Origin of the sequence: Celeribacter ethanolicus (genome assembly GCF_002407265.1) — a bacterium.
GTDB lineage: Bacteria > Pseudomonadota > Alphaproteobacteria > Rhodobacterales > Rhodobacteraceae > Celeribacter > Celeribacter ethanolicus.
Genome location: NZ_CP022196.1, coordinates 2,103,305 through 2,122,193, shown reverse-complemented (window position 1 = coordinate 2,122,193; position 18,889 = coordinate 2,103,305). Strand labels below are relative to the sequence as shown.

General features: G+C 61.6%; 14 protein-coding genes and 1 tRNA gene. 9 read left to right on the top strand and 6 right to left on the bottom strand.

The window, feature by feature from the left end:
• Complete coding sequence (locus tag CEW89_RS10405) at positions 1 to 711, bottom strand: SDR family oxidoreductase (RefSeq protein WP_096805859.1); 711 nt, start codon at positions 709 to 711, stop codon at positions 1 to 3.
• 198 nt (positions 712 to 909) lie between these two features.
• Between CEW89_RS10405 and CEW89_RS10400 the strand changes: the two genes are divergently transcribed.
• The 8 genes from CEW89_RS10400 (at position 910) to CEW89_RS10365 (ending at position 10,701) form a co-directional block, all read left to right on the top strand.
• Entirely contained in the window at positions 910 to 2,523 is a 1,614-nt protein-coding gene (locus tag CEW89_RS10400; protein ID WP_198403406.1) for an ABC transporter substrate-binding protein, read from the top strand.
• Positions 2,524 to 2,601: 78 nt separating this feature from the next.
• Positions 2,602 to 3,591 carry an ABC transporter permease gene (locus CEW89_RS10395; protein WP_198403405.1) on the top strand — a complete coding sequence of 330 codons (990 nt, stop codon included), beginning with the start codon at positions 2,602 to 2,604 and terminating at the stop codon, positions 3,589 to 3,591.
• Complete coding sequence (locus tag CEW89_RS10390; protein WP_096805858.1) at positions 3,588 to 4,463, top strand: ABC transporter permease; 876 nt, start codon at positions 3,588 to 3,590, stop codon at positions 4,461 to 4,463. Before CEW89_RS10395 ends, CEW89_RS10390 begins: the two co-directional genes overlap by 4 nt.
• Positions 4,460 to 6,106 (top strand): ABC transporter ATP-binding protein, encoded by a 1,647-nt coding sequence (locus CEW89_RS10385; protein ID WP_096805857.1) that lies wholly within the window; start codon positions 4,460 to 4,462, stop codon positions 6,104 to 6,106. Before CEW89_RS10390 ends, CEW89_RS10385 begins: the two co-directional genes overlap by 4 nt.
• A gap of 9 nt (positions 6,107 to 6,115) precedes the next feature.
• A complete protein-coding gene (locus tag CEW89_RS10380; protein WP_096805856.1) occupies positions 6,116 to 7,741 on the top strand; it encodes an aminotransferase class V-fold PLP-dependent enzyme in 1,626 nt (541 codons plus the stop codon).
• Positions 7,738 to 9,039 (top strand): NAD(P)/FAD-dependent oxidoreductase, encoded by a 1,302-nt coding sequence (locus CEW89_RS10375; RefSeq protein ID WP_096805855.1) that lies wholly within the window; start codon positions 7,738 to 7,740, stop codon positions 9,037 to 9,039. The genes CEW89_RS10380 and CEW89_RS10375 overlap by 4 nt, the downstream gene beginning before the upstream one ends.
• Positions 9,036 to 9,530, top strand: coding sequence for an L-2-amino-thiazoline-4-carboxylic acid hydrolase (locus CEW89_RS10370; protein ID WP_226553762.1), 495 nt, complete (start codon positions 9,036 to 9,038; stop codon positions 9,528 to 9,530). The genes CEW89_RS10375 and CEW89_RS10370 overlap by 4 nt, the downstream gene beginning before the upstream one ends.
• A 1-nt stretch (position 9,531) precedes the next feature.
• The gene (locus CEW89_RS10365) at positions 9,532 to 10,701 is read left to right on the top strand and encodes a M20 aminoacylase family protein (RefSeq protein ID WP_096805854.1); all 1,170 of its coding nucleotides are present in this window, start codon (positions 9,532 to 9,534) and stop codon (positions 10,699 to 10,701) included.
• A gap of 127 nt (positions 10,702 to 10,828) precedes the next feature.
• On the opposite strand, the gene CEW89_RS10360 is transcribed toward CEW89_RS10365, so the two are convergent.
• Positions 10,829 to 10,905: transfer RNA gene (locus tag CEW89_RS10360), tRNA-Met, on the bottom strand.
• A gap of 163 nt (positions 10,906 to 11,068) precedes the next feature.
• Between CEW89_RS10360 and CEW89_RS10355 the strand changes: the two genes are divergently transcribed.
• Positions 11,069 to 14,653 (top strand): hydantoinase B/oxoprolinase family protein, encoded by a 3,585-nt coding sequence (locus CEW89_RS10355; protein ID WP_096805853.1) that lies wholly within the window; start codon positions 11,069 to 11,071, stop codon positions 14,651 to 14,653.
• A gap of 92 nt (positions 14,654 to 14,745) precedes the next feature.
• On the opposite strand, the gene CEW89_RS10350 is transcribed toward CEW89_RS10355, so the two are convergent.
• The 4 genes from CEW89_RS10350 to puuE form a co-directional block, all read right to left on the bottom strand.
• Positions 14,746 to 15,939: a serine hydrolase domain-containing protein gene (locus CEW89_RS10350; RefSeq protein ID WP_096805852.1), complete on the bottom strand. Its 1,194-nt coding sequence runs from the start codon at positions 15,937 to 15,939 to the stop codon at positions 14,746 to 14,748.
• 82 nt (positions 15,940 to 16,021) lie between these two features.
• Positions 16,022 to 16,516: an ureidoglycolate lyase gene (locus tag CEW89_RS10345; RefSeq protein ID WP_096805851.1), complete on the bottom strand. Its 495-nt coding sequence runs from the start codon at positions 16,514 to 16,516 to the stop codon at positions 16,022 to 16,024.
• The gene (locus CEW89_RS10340) at positions 16,513 to 17,343 is read right to left on the bottom strand and encodes a bifunctional allantoicase/(S)-ureidoglycine aminohydrolase (protein WP_096805850.1); all 831 of its coding nucleotides are present in this window, start codon (positions 17,341 to 17,343) and stop codon (positions 16,513 to 16,515) included. Before CEW89_RS10340 ends, CEW89_RS10345 begins: the two co-directional genes overlap by 4 nt.
• Before the next feature lie 9 nt (positions 17,344 to 17,352).
• The gene (puuE, locus tag CEW89_RS10335) at positions 17,353 to 18,780 is read right to left on the bottom strand and encodes an allantoinase PuuE (RefSeq protein ID WP_096805849.1); all 1,428 of its coding nucleotides are present in this window, start codon (positions 18,778 to 18,780) and stop codon (positions 17,353 to 17,355) included.
• Between the last annotated feature and the right edge of the window lie 109 nt (positions 18,781 to 18,889).

Here is an 18,889-nt window from a genome sequence, read left to right as displayed (position 1 = left end):
TTAGGAGCGAACGGGGCTCAGAACGATTTCCGGCAGGCAGATGCCGGGCTGCATTTCGGCGACGAAGAGCGCGGTTTTCGCCATATCCTCCGGTTGGATCATCGCGGCCATTTGTGCGGCATCGAAGCCGGGGCGTTTCGCCAAAAGCGGCGTCGCCACCTCGGCGGGGCAAAGGGCGGTGGAGCGGATGCCGTTCTTGCCCTCCTCGTCATTGAGGCTGAGCGAGAGATCGGACAGCGCATGTTTCGAGGCGCCATAGACCACGCCGCTGACCGGTGAATGAAACCGCCCGGCCCAGCTCGACGTATGGATCATCACGCCGTCTTTCTGGGCGCGCATGATCGGCAGGCAGGCGGCGATCACATTGAGCGCACCGGTGATGTTCACGTCGATCACCCGATCCCAGCTCTCCCAATCGAGATCGGCCCAACTGCGTTTCGGGATGTTCAGTCCGGCATTGTTGCACAGCACATGCAACCCGCCCGACCAGTCCGCGATCTTTTGTGCGGCCTTGGCCATGCCTGCGCGGTCGGTGACGTCACCGGGCAGGACCAGAGCGGCCTCGGGATCTGGCAGGGTGGCGGCTACGGCCTCAAGACTGTCACGCCCTCGTGCAGTCAGCGCCACGCGATACCCGGCCTCCGCAAAACCCCGTGCCATGGCGGCGCCGATGCCGGACCCCGCGCCGGTGATCCATGCAGTTTTCAACATATGTTCTGTCCCAGTGTTTCCAGATTGCTAGGAATATTAGCACCAATATTTAATCATTGTGTAGAATTTTTTTCCAATCTTATTTCAAAAATTGGTTTTTGATGTTGACGTGTGCGGCAAGCTTCCGTCAGGTGAGGGGGCAAGACGACCGCAGAGGCCCGTAAACGGGCGATCAACCGACCGGGAGAACCAGACAAGATGACTTTCACGATGAAACAGGCGGGCACGATGAAACAGGCGGGGCTGGCGCTCGCCATGACCGGGGCCCTGAGTTCCGTGGCCTTTGCGGCCCATGCGGAGGAAGAGGTCCAGAAGGGCGGCACCGCCGTCATCCACATGATTTCCGAACAGCGCATCCTCAATCCGGGCCTGCGCGCCTCCACCGGGGTCTATAATATCACCGGCAAGATCATGGAGCCGCTGATCGACAAGAGCTATGAGGGCTATGAGCCGGTGCTGGCGACCGAATGGTCCGGCTCCGACGACGGCCTGACGATCACGCTCAAATTGCGGGAAGGGGTGAGATGGCACGATGGCGTGGATTTCACCTGTGACGACGTGGCGTTTTCGGCGATGGAGCTTTGGAAAAAGCTGCTGAACTACTCCTCCGCGCTTCAGGCCAACCTCGAAAGCGTCGATTGCCCGGACCCACACACGGCGGTGTTCAACTATTCGAAACCGATGCCGCTCGAACTCTTCGTCGCCGCCATGCCCGATCTGGGTCACCCGGTGCCGAAACATCTGTTTGAGGGCACGGATATTCTCAAGAACGAGTATAACACCGCGCCTGTCGGCACCGGCCCGTTCAAATTTGTCGAATACGAGCGCGGTCAATATGTGATGGCCGAAAAGAACGAGGACTATTGGCGCGAGGGCTATCCCTATCTCGACCGCATCGTCTGGCGTTTCATCAAGGACAAGTCCGCCGCAGCCGCCGCCTTGGAGGCGGGTGAGGTGCAGGAATCCGGTTTCATCGGCGTCTCCATGGCCGATGTCGAACGGTTCAGCCAGGATGACCGGTTCGAGGTCGGCACCATGGGCTATGAAAACAACGTCGCCCACTCGACCGTCGAGTTCAACCATCGCAACCCGATCCTCGCTGACCTGAAAGTGCGTCAGGCGATGTATCACGGGCTCGACATCGACTATGCGATCAAGACCATCATGCATGGCTATGCGAAACCGGGGCGCGGCCCGATCCCCAGCGCCGGTGGCATCAACTACACCGACGATGTGCCGATCTATGACTATGACCCGGAACTGGCCAAGCAGATGCTCGACGAGGCGGGGTATCCGGTTCTGGAAGACGGCTATCGCTTCCACCTGCGCCACCGTCCGGCGCCCTGGGGTGAGTATACCCAGCTCTGGGCCGAATATTATGCGCAGGCGATGAAAGAGATCGGCATCGACGTCGAGATTCTGACCAACGACGCGCCGGGCTTCTTGAACGGTGTCTATCGCGACCACGATTTCGACACGGCGAACGGCTGGCACCAGTTCCGCTCCGACCCGGCCGTCTCCACCATGGTGTGGCTGCGCTCCGGTCAGCCGGAAGGCACGCCCTGGACCAACCAGTTCGGCTGGAAGGATGAGGAGATGGACGCGATGATCGACGCCGCCGCCTCCGAGCTTGATGTCGAGAAACGGGCCGCGATGTATCACGAGATTCAGGCCAGAGAGATGGAAGAACTGCCGGTGATCTTCGCAATCGAACACCCGTTCATCTCGGTCACCTCCAAAAAGCTCCACAACCACCACAATACGCCGCGGTGGAACTCGTCGAGCTGGTACGATCTCTGGCTCGAACAGTGATCTGACGCCGGCGGGCGCGTCGTCCCTGCGCGCCCGCTCTTTTGACATTTGCCCATGATCCCGAAGGATCCAAAGACAATGACACTGCACATGCCCCCGATCCTGACCTACGCGCTGAGGCGTCTGGTTCAGGCCATTCCCGTGGTCATCCTGATCATGATCGGCACATTTCTTTTGCTCAAACTGGCCCCCGGCGACACGGTCGATGCGCTTGTCGGCGACATGGGCGGCGCGGATGCCGCCTTCATCGCACGGCTGCGGTCCGAATACGGTCTTGACCAACCCATTTGGGTGCAGCTCTGGCGCTATATGGTCAAACTGGCGAGCTTCGATTTCGGCTGGTCCTTTGTTTATGAGCAACCTGTCGCAACCGTCTTGCTGGACCGGATCGGCACCACGCTGATGTTGATGGCCGCCTCTTTGAGCATCGCCTTTACCGCCGGGATCGTTTTGGGCGCCATTGCCGCACGCCGCGCCTATTCCGCGACCGACAACCTGATTTCCATCCTCGGCCTCGTGTTCTACGCCACACCGTCGTTCTTCCTGTCGCTGATGCTGATGCTGGTCTTCTCCGTGAAACTCGGCTGGCTGCCCGTCGGCGGGATCAAGACCATCGCCGCCTTCTACACCGGCTGGGATCACGTCTGGGATGTGGTGCGCCACCTGATCATGCCGACCACGGCTTTGTCGTTGATCTATCTGGCCTTCTACCTGCGTCTGATGCGAGCCTCCGTGATGGAGGTTGCCGATCTCGACTACGTCCGCACCGCCCGCGCCAAGGGCGCTCGCGAAGGCCGTCTCATGACCCACCACATCATGCGCAACGCGCTCCTGCCGGTGGTCACGCTTTTGGGGCTGCAATTCTCCACCGTTCTGGGCGGTTCCATCGTGGTTGAAACCATCTTCACCCTGCCGGGACTTGGGCAGCTCGCCTACCAGTCCGTCGTCCAGCGCGACATGAACACTTTGATGGGCATCATTTTTCTCTGTGCCATCATCGTGGTCGTCGTCAATTTCCTCACCGACCTGCTCTACGCACGTCTCGACAGCCGGATCGAACTCGCATGACCCTCGCCGATACTGAAATCGCCCCGCCCGAGCCGCCGCGCTATGTCATGTTCTGGCGCCGCTACAAACGCAACCGCGCCGCTCTGCTTGGCCTCTTCCTGTTTGCCCTTGTCGTGCTGATGGCATTGACCGCTGGCATCATTGATCCCGGCGATCCGCTCCGCCGCGCGGGCGAGCCGCTGACCCCGCCCTTCATGAACTGGGACACGCCCCTCGGTACCGATCAGCTTGGCCGTGATGTGCTCTCCGGTGTCTTCTACGGTGCCCGTATCTCGCTTTTGATTGGCGTCGTTGCCACGCTTGTCGCCATCGTGATTGGCGTCGTCATCGGCGCGCTGGCGGGTTACTTTGGCGGCTGGGTCGATGACGTGCTGATGCGCATCACCGAGGCCTTTCAAACCATCCCGAACTTTGTCCTTTTGCTGACGCTCGTCGCCATCATGGGATCGAAAATCGAATGGATCACCATCGCCATCGGCATCGTCAGTTGGACCGCGCCTGCCCGTATGGTGCGTGCCGAATTTATGTCGCTGCGGCATCGCGAATTCGTCGATGCCGCCCGCAATCTCGGCGTGTCGAACACCTCGATCATCTTTCGCGAAATCCTGCCCAACGCCATGCCGCCGATCGTGGTTTACGCCTCCGTCATCATGGCGTTGTCGATCCTGATGGAAAGCGCTCTGGCGTTTCTGGCGCTGGGCGATCCGAACTACGCGAGCTGGGGCAATATGATCGGCCAGGGCCGCGCCGTGCTGCGCTCTGCCCCCTATTGCGCCGTGATCCCCGGCGTGGCGATCATCCTCACTGTGCTGTCCTTCTCGCTTCTGGGCGAGGGGCTCAACGATGCACTCAATCCGAGGCAGAAGAAATGACCAAGACACCTCCTCCCGTCCTCGATCTGTGCAAGTTGGAGATTTCCCTGCCCAAGGGCGCGGATCGCCGCTATGCCCTCGAAGGCCTCGATCTGACCATCAATGCGGGCGAGATTGTCTGTCTCGTCGGCGAAAGTGGCTCCGGTAAATCGCTTTGCGCGGGCGCCATCATGGGCCTTCTGCCGGAACCGCATGTGCGCGTCACCGGTGGTGCGATCCGGTTTATGGGCGAAGAGCTTCGCGGGAAATCGGACGCCGAGATGCGCAAACTGCGCGGCGCAGATATTTCGATGATCTTCCAGGAACCTATGACCGCGCTCAACCCGCAGAAAACCGTGGGCTGGCAGATCGACGAAGTGCTGCGTCTTCACACCAAAATGACCAAGGCGGAGCGCAAGGCCCGCGCGCTTGAGATGTTGGAGCGTGTCCACATTCCTGAGCCCGCGTCGGCCTATAACGCCTACCCGCATCAAATCTCCGGCGGCCAGCGTCAGCGGGTGATGATCGCCATGTCTTTGGTGCTTTCGCCGAAACTGATCATCGCGGATGAACCGACCACGGCGCTCGACGTGACGACCCAGTTGCAAATCCTCAAACTCATTCGTGAGTTGCAGGAAGAAGAGGGCGCGGGGGTTCTCTTCATCACGCATGACTTTGGCGTGGTGGCGGAGATCGCCGACAAGGTGGCTGTGCTCTGCCGTGGTGAGCTGGTCGAAAGCGGCACGACGGACGCCGTGCTCAACCGCCCGCAACACCCCTATACCCGCGCGCTGATCGGCGCCGTTCCGGCGCTGACCCCGCCGCCGGTTAAAGCCGCCTCTGACGCGCCTGTCGTGCTGAAGGGCACGGGTCTGAAAAAGACCTTTGCCGCGCGTGGTGGATTGCTTTCGGGCAAGCGCAAGGCGGTGACGGCGGTCAAGGATTTGACCTTTGAACTGCGTCAGGGTGAAACCCTTGGTGTGGTCGGCGAAAGTGGTTCTGGCAAGACCACCGTGTCGCGCATCGTCACACGTCTTTTGGAATGCGATCACGGCTCCGTCGAGTTGGACGGCACCGATCTTTTGGCCGCAACGCCGAAAGAATTGCGTGCCCTGCGTCAGCATATTCAGATGGTGTTTCAGGACCCGATGGCCTCGCTTAATCCGCGCAAACGCGTGGTCGATCTCATCGCGCAGGGGCCTATCGTGCATGGGGCCGATCCGAAAAAGGCCCGCGAGGATGCGAAGCGGCTTTTGGAGTTGGTCGAACTGTCCCCCGCCGCCGCGAACCGTTTTCCGCATGAGTTCTCCGGCGGTCAGCGTCAGCGCATCGGTATCGCCCGCGCGCTTGCGATGGAGCCGAAGGTGATCGTCGCCGATGAACCCGTTTCCGCCCTCGATGTGTCGGTACAGGCGCAGGTGCTGAAACTGCTCGCAGACCTGCGCGACCGGCTCAACCTGTCCTTGCTCTTCGTCACCCACGATCTGCGCGTCGCGGCTCAGCTTTGTGACCGGATCATCGTCATGCAAAAGGGCGAAATCGTCGAACATGGGCCCACCGCCGAGGTCTTCGCCAACCCGCAGCACCCTTATACGCAAAACCTGCTCTCTTCCATTCCGGGCCGCGACTGGACACCCCCGTCGCTGCACACGGATGCCGCCTGAGGATTTATGATGTCACTGGAATTTAAAGATATCCGCAGCGCTCTGATCGGCGAGGGGGCGGCGATGTCCGGCCCCTTCGGTCCGCGGGCGCTGATCTATGCGGATTATGTTGCCTCCGGCCGCGCGCTCGGGTTTATCGAAGACGCGATCCGTACCCATGTTTTGCCTTACTATGGCAACACCCACACGGAGACCTCCTTTGTCGGGCGGCGCACCACGCAGCTGCGTGAAATGGCGCGCGAAGCGGTGCGTTCGGCGGTCGATGCGGACGAAAACCATGCGGTGATTTTCACAGGCTCGGGCGCCACGGGCGCGGTCGACAAGCTGGTGCGGGCCTTCGCGATGAAAGGTCTCTCTGAGGGGGTCGTTTTTGTCGGCCCCTATGAGCATCACTCCAACGATCTGCCCTGGCGTGAGAGCGGCGCAGAACTGGTGCGCATTCCTTTGAACGCGGCGGGCACGATCTGTCTTAAGGCGTTGGAGCAGGCCCTCAAAACCCATGCCGACGCGCCGCTCAAAATCGGGGCTTTCTCGGCCGCCTCAAACGTCACCGGCGTGCGCACCGATCTGCGGGCCATCGCCAAGCTGCTCCATGCGCATGAGGCTTTCTGTATCGCCGATTTCGCCGCCGCCGCACCCTATATGCCGGTGGAACTTTCGGCAACCTCTGAGGGTGCAGGCGACCGGATCGACGCGGCTGTGATCTCGCCGCATAAATTCCCGGGCGGTCCGGGGGCTTCCGGTGTGCTGATCGCGGACCGCAGCCTGTTCGACACCGCGCGTCCGACGCTGACGGGCGGTGGCACGGTGAGCTATGTCACCTCCGAAGGCCACAGCTACATAACCGATCCCGAGCACCGCGAAGAGGGTGGTACGCCCGCCATCGTCGACAACATCCGCGCCGGCATGGTGATGCAGCTCAAACGCGATATGGATGAGGCCCGCGTCGAAGCGCGCGAAACCGTCCTGACCCGTCGGATGGAAGACGCGCTGCGCGCCATTCCGGGGATGGAGCTTTTGGGGCCATCGAATGTGCCGCGTCTGGGGATTTTCTCCTTCAACCTGCGGGTCAAAGGCAAGCTCTTGCATCACAACTATGTCGTGGCGCTGCTCAACGATCTCTTCGGCATTCAGGCCCGTGGCGGTTGTTCTTGTGCCGGGCCTTACGGGCACGCGCTGCTCGACATTGACCTGACCACAAGCGCCCGTCACGAGGCCGCCGTGCAGCACGGTCATTCGATCTTCCGTCCCGGCTGGGCACGGTTTGGGGTAAACTGGTTCTTCGACGACGAAGACGTGGACAAGATTGCCGCCGCGATCCGCTTTGTCGCAGAGCACGGTCTCGACATGCTGGCCTATTACGAACTCGATGCCGTCGAAGGGATCTGGCGCGCGACGCCTGCTTTCGAGGACACCTGTCCTTCTGTGCTCTCCGCCCTTTGGGAAAGCCAGGCGACGCAAACGAACTCTGTGCCCGACTTCACCACATGCCTCGCGCAGGCTGAAGCTTTGGCCGAGAGCGCCAAAACGCTGGACTGCTGTGCCGGGCCGGATCTCTCCGCCGAAGAAGAGGCGCTGCGCTGGTTCTGGCTGCCGCAGGAAGTCACCGGTTTGATCCCGGAAGGAGCGGCATGATGTCTGTCGAGTTTCCCAAATCCCTCTGGGCCGCCACCGCGCCAGACCGTCCGCTGTCCGCGCCACTTGCAGGCGTCGAGGAAACCGATGTCGTCGTGATCGGCGCGGGGTTCACAGGCCTGTCTGCCGCCATCGAGGCCCGCAAACGCGGCCATGCTGTCACGGTTGTCGAGGGCAAAGCCGCAGGTTGGGGCGCGTCGGGCCGCAACAACGGTCAGGTCATTCCGATCCTCACCTCCGCCGAACCCGATGTCTGGGTCTCGCGCTATGGCGAGGCGGGCAAACGCATGGTGCGGCTGATCGGCAATTCCGGTGATGTGCTCTTTGATCTGGTCCGCGAATTCGACATGCAGGCGGAGGCGGAACAGAACGGCTGGTTCCAACCTGCGCATAGCCCCGGACGTGTGAAATTGTCACAAAAACGGGTCGAGGCGTGGCAGCGCTATGGCTTTCCGGCGGAGTTGAAAGACGCGCAACAATGCGCTGACATTCTCGGCACTGACTTCTGGTACGGCGGCATGTTCAACCCGACGGGCGGGCATATCAATCCGCTGGCTCTCGCGCGGGAAATGGCGCGGGTGGCGGAACATCTGGGCGCGGTGATCCATGAGGACAGCCCCGTGGTGTCTTATGAGCGGATCGGCTCAGAATGGGTGATCAAGACCGCGCAGGGCACGCTCAAGGCTCGGGCACTGATTCTCGCGACCAATGCCTACACCGGGGAGCTGGCCCCGCGTCTGGCGCCTCGAATTGCGCGCTCTGTCGTGCCGGTTCTGAGTTGGCAAATGGCGACGGAGCCTCTGGGCGACAATCTGCGTCAGAAAATCCTGCCGGGCCGACAGGCGGTTTCCGATACCCGAGGGGATTTGCGGTTTTTCCGTTATGACGCGCGCAATCGGTTGATCACCGGGGGCGCCGTGATGGGGTCCTTTGACGTTGCCAACCGTGTGCGCAAGAAAGCCGCGAAAAGTCTCGCCGAGGCTTTCCCCGACTTGGGCGTGCCCGAGATGACCCACGTCTGGTCGGGTTATATCGGCATGAACTGGGACCGCTTCCCGCGTGTTCACAAACTCGGCCCCGATGGCTGGGCTTGGGTCGGGTGTAACGGGCGCGGCGTCGCGCTTGGCACCTCACTGGGCCGCGAACTGGCCCGCGCCGCCACCGGCCAACCCGAAGACGAACTGGCCCTGCCGGTGACCGAGCCGCATCCTTTCCCGGTGCATAGCTTTGTGCGCCGCTTTGCCCCCACCTATCTGGCCTGGCTCAAGCGCCAGGACCATAAGGAAGTGAACCTATGACCGAAGAAAAAAAGATGGACTTGAACGACGTTCCGATCCTGCTGCGCCGCCGGATTGAGGCGATGATCCTCAAACATGTGCTCGACGTGATCACCGAGCGGTCTGGCCGCGAAGAGGCCGAGGCCGTGATCGGTGCGGCTTGTTCAAAATCCGCCATCGAACAGGGCGCGATGCTGGCCGAAGAGCTGGGCCATGCGCCCGATCTGACGGATTTTGCTGCGATCCAGCCGAACTGGACCCGCGAGGATGCGCTCCGAATTGAGACCCTCGAGATGTCCGAGGAAAAGATGGATTTCAATGTGGTGAAATGCCGATACGCGGAGATGTATCAGGAGATGGGGCTGGGCGACATCGGCCACCTCTTGTCCTGCAACCGCGATGGTGATTTCTGTATCGGCTATAATCCTGAGATCGAAATGACCCGGACCCAGACGATCATGAAAGGCGCGAGCCACTGCGATTTCCGCTACAGAATGAAGAAGGAGGCCTGAGATGGCTGTCGAGAATTGGATCGCCAAACAGGTTGCTGAACTGACGGAGTTCCGCCGCGATCTGCATATGAACCCGGAGCTTTTGTATGACGTGGAGCGCACGGCGCAGAAGGTGGCCGAGGCGCTTCGGGCCGCCGGGGTCGACGAGGTCTATGAAGGCATCGGCAAGACCGGTGTTGTCGGGGTGATCCGGGGGCAGAGCAATGTCTCCGGGCGTTCTATCGGCCTGCGCGCCGATATGGATGCTCTTCCTATCATTGAGGAAACCGGCAAGCCCTACGCCTCGCAAATTCCTGGCAAGATGCACGCCTGTGGGCATGACGGTCACACGACGATGCTTTTGGGCGCGGCGCGGCATCTGGCGGAAAGCCGGGCCTTTGACGGGACTGTGGTGGTGATCTTCCAACCTGCCGAAGAGGGCGGCGCGGGCGCACGCGCGATGATCGAGGACGGGCTGTTCATCCGCTGGCCTTGTAATGAGGTCTACGGCATGCACAACCGTCCGAACCTTCCGGTTGGGCAATTCACCATCAATTCGGGTCCGATCATGGGCTCTGTCGATGAGGTGAAAATTACCATCACCGGACGTGGCGGTCATGCGGCCCGGCCCGAACAGACCATCGACCCGCTGCCAATCGCGGGCGCGCTGTTGCAGGCGGTTCAGACGCTGACCTCGCGTAATATGGACCCCATCGACAGTGCGGTGATTTCGCTCTGCACCATTCAGGCGGGCAATGCGTTCAATGTCATTCCGCAGGACGTCACCCTGACCGGCACGGTGCGGACGCTGCGCGAAGAGGTGCGTGACATGATCGAGGAGCGGCTGTCGGCCATGGTCGAGCACATCGCGGCGGCTTACGGCGCGGTGGGCAAGACCGAGTACACGCGCCACTATCCGGTGACCGTGAACCACGCGCGCGAAACCGAGTTGGCGGCGAAAGCGGCGCAGGAGGTGGCGGGCGTCGAGAATGTCCATCTCGATATGCCGCAGACGCTGGGCGGGGAGGATTTCTCCTTCATGCTCAACGAGGTGCCCGGTGCGATGATCAATGTCGGCAACGGCCCGTCGGCGGCGCTGCATCACCCGAAATACGATTTTAACGACGATGTGATCGCCTGGGGGAGTTCCTATTGGACGACCTTGGTGCGCCAACGTCTTCCGCTCGGTTGAGAGCATATCCACAAGAGCCAAGACGCGCCGGGCCAGACAGGGGCGGCGCGTTTTCTATTGGATAAACACAATTCGATCTGGTTTCGCCACGTAGCGATAGACTGCGTTTTAGAGATGTTAGGGGATATGGTAGCGGAGGAGGGACTTGAACCCCCGACACGCGGATTATGATTCCGCTGCTCTAACCAACTGAGCTACTCCGCCGAAGTGCCGCGTAGATAGATGGAGCGACTGCGGGGGTCAAGAGGGATTTCGACGAAATCCGGCAGAAAATTCGGCTCAGAGCCACGCCCGCGATCCTCACCCCGTCTTGTTGCCCGTGCCACGATCTCCTAACCTCTCGCGACAGGCGAAAAGTGGGGCGGATATGGGCAGCACGGGACAATGGGATTTCTGGATCGACCGGGGCGGCACCTTCACCGATGTGGTGGGGCGCGATCCGGTGGGGCGGCTTCATTCCCACAAGCTCCTGTCGCACAATCCCGAACGCTATCGCGATGCCGCCGAACAGGGGATTCGCGATCTTCTGGGGCTTGCACCCGGCGTGCCGATCCCTGAGCGCGCCATCGGGGCGGTCAAGATGGGCACGACGGTGGCCACCAACGCGCTTCTGGAGCGCAAGGGCGAGCAGGTGCTTTTGCTGATCACCGAGGGCTTTCGCGACCTGCTGCGCATCGGTTACCAGACACGCCCGGATCTCTTCGCGCTCGAGATCAAGCGCCCGGAATTGCTCTATGAGACTGTTGCGGAGGTGCCGGAGCGGCTGGCTGCCGATGGTTCCGTGGTCACGCCACTCGATGAGCGCGCGGCGCGGGCTGCCCTGCAAGCGGCGTTCGATCGGGGCATCCGCGCCGTCGCCATTGCCTTTCTGCACGCCTATCTCGAACCCGCGCATGAAATCCGCGTTGCGGAGATCGCGCGCCAGATCGGCTATACACAAGTCTCCACCTCGCATGAGACCTCACGATTGGCGAAGCTCGTGTCGCGCGGCGACACCACGGTGGTCGATGCCTACCTGTCCCCGATCCTGCGCCGCTATGTCGATCAGGTGGCGGATGCGCTGTCGCTGGGCCATGCCTGCGACCGCCTCCTGTTCATGCAATCCAATGGCGGGCTGACCGATGCGGCGCTGTTTCAGGGCCGCGATGCGATCCTCTCCGGGCCTGCGGGCGGCATCGTCGGCATGGTGCGCACCGGCGAGGCGGCGGGGTTCGACCGGCTTATCGGTTTCGACATGGGAGGCACCTCCACCGACGTGTCGCATTATGCAGGACTTTATGAACGCACCTTCGAGACCGAGGTGGCGGGCGTGCGCTTGCGTGCGCCGATGATGGATATTCACACGGTGGCGGCGGGTGGCGGTTCGATCTGTAGCTTTCGTGACGGGCGGTTTCAGGTCGGCCCCGAAAGCGCGGGGGCCGACCCCGGTCCCGCCGCCTATCGTCGGGGCGGGCCTCTGACGGTCACCGATTGCAATGTCTTTCTGGGCAAGCTCTCTCCCGATCATTTTCCGCATGTTTTTGGACCGGAGGGCAATGAGCCGCTCGACGTTGCGGCGACCCGGCGCGGGTTCGAGGCGCTCACGGCGGAGATCAACGCCGCGACGGGGCAAGAGCTGACGCCCGAAGAGGTGGCCGAAGGTTTCCTGAGGATCGCGGTCGACAATATGGCCAATGCGATCAAGAAAATCTCTGTCGAGCGCGGACACGACGTGTCGCAATATACGCTGCAATGTTTCGGCGGCGCGGGCGGACAACATGCCTGTCTCGTGGCCGATGCGCTCGGCATGACGCAGGTGCTGGTTCATCCCTTTGCCGGGGTGCTTTCGGCCTATGGCATGGGGCTGGCGGACATCCGGGCGCTGCGGGAGGTGCAACTGGATTTGCCGCTCTCCGAGCTGACAGCCGCAGAGGCGGCGCGCGTGTCCCTGGGGGCGGAGGCAGAGGCCGAGGTGGCCGCGCAGGGTGTGGCGCAAATCCGGACGCTGACCCGCGCGCATCTGCGCTACACCGGCTCGCATCAGACGCTCGATGTGCCGTTTGGAACGGTGTCGGAGATGACGGCGGCCTTTGAGGCCGCGCACAAGGCGCGGTTCGGCTTTGCCCCGCCGGGACGGGCCCTGATCCTCGATATGCTGGCCGTGGAGGCGGTGGGGGAAACCGGTGAAACGCCGATGGTGCCGCCGATACATGCGGGAGAGGTCGTGGCCAAAGCGATGATTTCCGTCACTGCGTCGGGCTGGGGCGAGGTGCCGCTTTATGATCGTCTGAGCCTGCCGCGGGGGGCGGAGGTTCATGGCCCGGCGGTCATTTCCGAACCGACCGGAACGAATATGGTTGAACCCGGCTGGGCTGCACGGCTCGACGAGAAAGGCAACCTGATCCTGACTCGTGCCACACCCGCCGCCCGTGCCCGTGCCGCAGGGACGGAAGCCGATCCGATTCTGCTTGAAGTCATGTCGAACCTGTTCATGTCGGTGGCCGATCAGATGGGCGCGACGCTCGCAAACACGTCCTGGTCGGTCAACATCAAGGAGCGTTTCGATTTTTCCTGTGCGGTCTTCGACGCTCAGGGGAGGCTCGTTGCCAATGCGCCGCATGTGCCGGTGCATCTCGGGTCGATGTCCGATTCTGTGCAGACGGTGATTGGGCAGTTTCCCGACGTCGCCGAGGGCGATGCTTTCGTGCTCAATTCGCCCTATCGTGGGGGTACGCATTTGCCGGACATCACTGTGGTGACGCCGGTATTTGTGGACGGAAAACCGGCCTATTGGCTGGGTGCGCGCGGGCATCACGCGGATGTCGGGGGGCGGACACCGGGGTCGTTGCCGCCCGACAGCACGACGCTCAAGGAAGAGGGTGTCGTGATCGAGACCACGCGCATTGTGAGCGCCGGAACATTCGAGGAAGAGAAAATGCGCGCGCTGCTCGCCTCGGGGCGCTATCCGGCGCGCAATATCGACCAGAACATCGCCGATCTTCAGGCGCAGGTGGCCTCGAATGAGACGGGAAAACAAGCGCTTATGGGCGTTGTCGCCCGCTATGGTGCGGAGGTGGTCACGGCCTATATGCAGCATGTGCAGGATAATGCCGAGGCCTCCGTGCGCGCGGTGATCGACCGGCTCTCAGATGGGGAATGCACCTATCCGATGGACGATGGCGCAGAGATCAAGGTGCGTCTTACGGTCGATGCGACCACCCGCTCGGCGACTGTGGATTTCACAGGCACTTCGCCGCAGCACAAGGGCAATTTCAATGCGCCGCTGTCGATCTCTCGCGCGGTGGTTCTCTATGTTTTCCGGACACTTGTGGGCAAAAACATCCCGCTGAACGAGGGCTGTCTCAAGCCGCTCAACATCATTGTGCCGGAGGGTTCTATGCTCAATCCGGGCGAGGGGGCGGCGGTGATTGCGGGCAACACGGAGGTGTCGCAGGCGGCGTGCAATGCGCTGTTCGGGGCCTTGGGGGTGATCGCTGGTTCGCAGGGGACGATGAATAATTTTGTCTGGGGGAATAATGACTTCCAGAATTATGAAACCATCGCGGGCGGCACGGGGGCGGGACCGGATTTCGATGGCTGTGACGCGGTGCAGTCGCATATGACCAACACCCGTATGACCGATCCCGAAATTCTCGAAGCGCGGTTCCCGGTGCGGCTTCTGGAATTTTCCATCCGTCCGAATTCGGGCGGTCAAGGCGCGCATCATGGCGGTAACGGATTGATCCGAAAGATGGAATTCCTGACGCCGGTGACCGTGACCACGCTCTGTTCGCACCGGCTCATACCGCCTTTCGGCGTCGATGGCGGTGCGCCGGGGAGGGTGGGGCGGAACTCTGCAATCCTGCCGGACGGAACTGAAATTCCGCTTCAGGGCAATGACGAGATCGACCTTCCGGCAGGCGGAATTTTCGTGATGGAAACGCCCGGTGGCGGGGGCTTTGGGGCGGTCTGATCGGCGCCCGAAATCGCTCCGAAATGACTGTCGGCAAAGCGTCGGATTTGTGTCGGACTTTTGTCGGGCACGAAACGCGCGGGGCAGCGAGCCTAAGCGCCCGCCAAATCCTCCGCGATCTTCCGGAACATCGCGAGGGTCTCAAGGTTGATCGCGCCATCGCCCACCCGGAAATCCGTGTCGGCGGCGTTCTGGGCGATCACCACGCCCGCGCTCCGGTGGATGTACATGTACTGCCCGTAGATGCCGATGCCGAAGAACTCGCCCGCGCGCGCCTCGGGCGGCAGCCACCATTGCAGGCCATAGCGCAATTGCCCGTCGGGGATTTTTGCGGTCTCGGGATCGGGCAGGGGCGCGGTCTGCTGTGTCATGCGGTCGATCCAGGCCTCGGACACGATCCGCGTGCCGTTCCATGCGCCTTTTTGCAGCATCATCTGGGCAAGGCGGGCATAATCGCGGGTGCTCATGTTGAAACCGCCCGCGACGAAAGGCTCTTGTTCCTCATCGGTGATGACGAAACCACTGTGCTCGAACCCCATGGGGCGGATCACATGGGCGTTCAGCAGGTCGATCATCTTTTGACCGGTCAGCGCCCGGATCATCATGCCGATGACATGGGTGTCGACGGTCACGTAATGCATATAGGTGCCGGGCGGCCATTGCCGGGTGAGCGTGGCGGCGAAATCGTCCATCGAGCCGCCGACACCGATGATCCGACCCATGCGGTTGATGTCGGAATGATAATCGACATAGTCCTCGTCGAAGCGCACGCCGCTCGACATGGTGAGCACATCGAGGAGGCGAACACCGTCATAACCGCTGCCCTTGAGCGCGGGCAGATGGTCCTGCACCTCGGCTTCGAGAATGTCGGCGGGGATCAGCCCTTTGTCTATCAGGATGCCGAGGAGTAGTGCTGTGACGCTTTTCGACATGGACCATGAGATATTGCGGTCTTCGGGCCGGGTGCCGTGAAAATACTGCTCGTGGCGGATGGCGCCGTCTTTCAGGACGAGAAAGCTTTTGACGTTTCGGTCGATGAAATAGCGGTCGAGATCAACGCTGGTTGTTATTGGCCCTTTCGCTTCTGGCAAAGGGCTTGGCACCGCGCTTGGCATGTCGAAGGGCAGGGCGTGGAAGAGCTGGTCGAGATGGGAGAAATTCCAGACGATCTTTTGCGGTGCAAACAGGCTGTTGACCCGCGAGAGCCGTTTGATGCCGGTTATATCGAGCCGGAGGAGGCGCTCACCGATGATTTTCGCGGTGTCGATCAGTGCCGAAGCTTGCATGGCTGTCCCCTGCTGTCGTTTCCATGAAACTGTGCAGGGGAAGCAAGGCTGTGTCGAGGTTTTCCCGTAGGTTGCAGTCCGGTTACGATGCGTCAGAGGTAACGATCCAAGGCGTGTCGAACCAATGTTCTTCGAGGTTCGGGGTGTCCCCGATCCGGTCGATGACGGCGAAAAGACCGTTGCCGGAAAGCGGCGTCAGGACGCCGTGCCATGTGCCACGGTGAAAGTTGATCGCCTGTGCGCCATCGGTGACGAAGGCACGGGGCGGGACGTCAGGACCGTCGGAGACGATCACGAGGAACGGATCGGCGGACATCGGCACGAAGGTTTGGGAGCCTTCCGGGTGGCATTCGATCAGGTCGAGCGTGTAGGGGAAATCCCGCAGCTCGGCATGGAAGATCGAAATGCCGACGCGACCACCGGTCTCGGGCGTCACATTGACCAAGGCGCGGTCGTGGTAGCGACCGCATTTGCCCTGATTGATGATCCTGTCCGGGGCACCGACCGCGTCGAGCACATCGCCGTAAGGGGCGAAAGCCTCGGGGGTCAGTGGTTCGGTTGTGATGACGCGACTCATCCCAGTTCCAGCTTGGCGTGACGGTTGACGTCTTTGTACAGGAGGTAGCGGAAGGGGCGGCGACCGGCGGCGTAGCAGGCCTGCGGGCAGAAGGCACGGAGCCAGAGGAAATCGCCTTCTGACACTTCAACCCAGTCTTGGTTCAGTAGGTAAACGCCGCGACCCTGAAGCACATAGAGCCCATGTTCCATGACATGGGTTTCGGCAAAGGGAATGGTGCCGCCCGGCAGGAAGGTCACGATATTGACGTGGAAATCGTAGCGCAGATCGTGCGGGTCGACGAAGCGCGACGTGGACCAATAGCCGGAAGTGTTGGGCATTTCGACCGGCGGCTTTTCCATATCGGCGGTGACGAAACTTTCGGGTGTGTCGATGCCCGGCGCGGGTTCGTAGCGCTTGCGGATCCAGACGAAGGTCGCGGGCGTGTCGTTGTCATTGGCGATGGTGTATGTGTCGCCGGGGGCGACGAAGACATAGCTGCCGGGGTCGAGCTGATAGGCGCGGGCACCGAGAGTGAGGCGCATGTGACCGGCGAGGACGAAGATCACGCATTCCGCCATCGGATCGGGTTCGGGCTCGGTGGAGCCGCCACCGGGAGAGACCTCGACGATCAGTTGCGCGAAGGTTTCGGCAAAGCCGGTGAGCGGGCGGGCCAAAACCCAGGCCCGGGTCTTGTCCCAGCCGGGCAGGTAGCTCACGACGATGTCGGACATCACCCCATGCGGGATGACCGCATAGGAATTGGTGAAGACGGCACGCTCGCGGGCGTGGTTGTTTTGATCGGGCAGCCCGCCTGTGGGGGCGCAGTAGGTGTATTCGGTGCTCATTCGCGTTTCTCAGAGATCCATGTCCTTCAGACGATGCCAAGCGATCCGTTCGACCTGTTTGCAGGCCGTCTTGAATTCGGCGTCCCGGTCGTTGCCGAGCCGGGTGTGGAATGCGTCGAGGATTGTCGCCTTGGTATTGTCTTTCACGGCGATGATAAAGGGGAAGCCGAATTTTTCGGTATAGGCGGTGTTAAGGGTCTCGAAGGTCGTGCGTTCTGCGTCGGTGAGTGCGTCGAGACCGGCGGAGGCCTGTTCGGTGGCGCTCTCAGCCGTGAGGCGTTTGGCCTGCGCGAGTTTTCCGGCGAGATCGGGGTGGGCGATCAGCACGCCGTCTTTCTCGGCCTCGGAGGCGGCACGGAAGGCGCGGCAGAGGACGGAATGGACGCCGACGGCGCTGTCATGTGCCGGGCCGAGTTCGAGGGTCCAGGCGCGTTCGGCCACCCAGGGGGAATGCTCGAACACGCCGCCGAATTTCGCGACGAAATCGTCTTTGGTCATTTCAGACGGACGCTCCTTGCGGGTGTGCGGATGCACCTTGGCCCAGTGGCGCGCCATGTCGATGCGGCGGGGCGTCCAGACGCCGTCGAAGGTTTGGATATAGTTGATGAAGCGTTTGAGGCCCGCCATTTTGCCGGGGCGCCCGATCAGGCGACAATGCAGACCGATGTTCATCATCTTCGGCGTGCTGGTCGTACCCTCCGCGTAAAGCGTGTCGAAGGCGTCCTTGAGATAGGTGAAGAACTGCTCGCCGGTGATCCAGCCTGGGCTGGTGGCGAAGCGCATGTCGTTGGCCTCAAGCGTGTAGGGGATGATCAGTTGATCGCGATCGCCGACTTCGAGCCAATAGGGCAGGTCGTCGTCGTAGGTGTCGGACACGTAATCGAACCCGCCTTCCTCAGATACGAGACGCACGGTGTTGGCCGAACAGCGCCCGGTGTACCAGCCGTAGGGGCGTTCCCCGGTGACTTCCTCGTGCAGCTTGATCGCCGCCTGAATGGAGGCGCGTTCTTCCTCCTCCGGCATGTCCTTGTGTTCGACCCATTTGTAGCCGTGGGACGCGATCTCCCATCCGGCATCCTGCATCGCCGCGACCTGTTCGGGGGAGCGGGCGAGGGCCGTGGCGACGCCGTAGATCGTCACGGGGATGTCGGCTTCGGTGAACAGCCGGTGCAAACGCCAGAACCCGGCGCGTGCCCCATATTCATAGATCGATTCCATGTTCCAGTGGCGTTGGCCCTTCCACATGGCCGCGCCCGCGATGTCCGAGAGGAAGGCCTCGGAGGCCTCATCGCCATGCAACACGCAGTTTTCGCCGCCTTCCTCATAGTTCAGCACGAATTGCACCGCGACCTTCGCGCCTCCGGGCCATTGCGGATCGGGCGCATTGGCCCCGTAGCCCAACATGTTTCGAACATAGCGCGGTGGATTTTTCGGCATTTCCTTTGGCCTTCGTGTTTTTTGACTAATTGGTAGGCTTGTTGGATATCGAATACTCTTTTGTATCCAATCTGACGAGATTGATTGTTGCTGCCACCGCAGCTTTCCG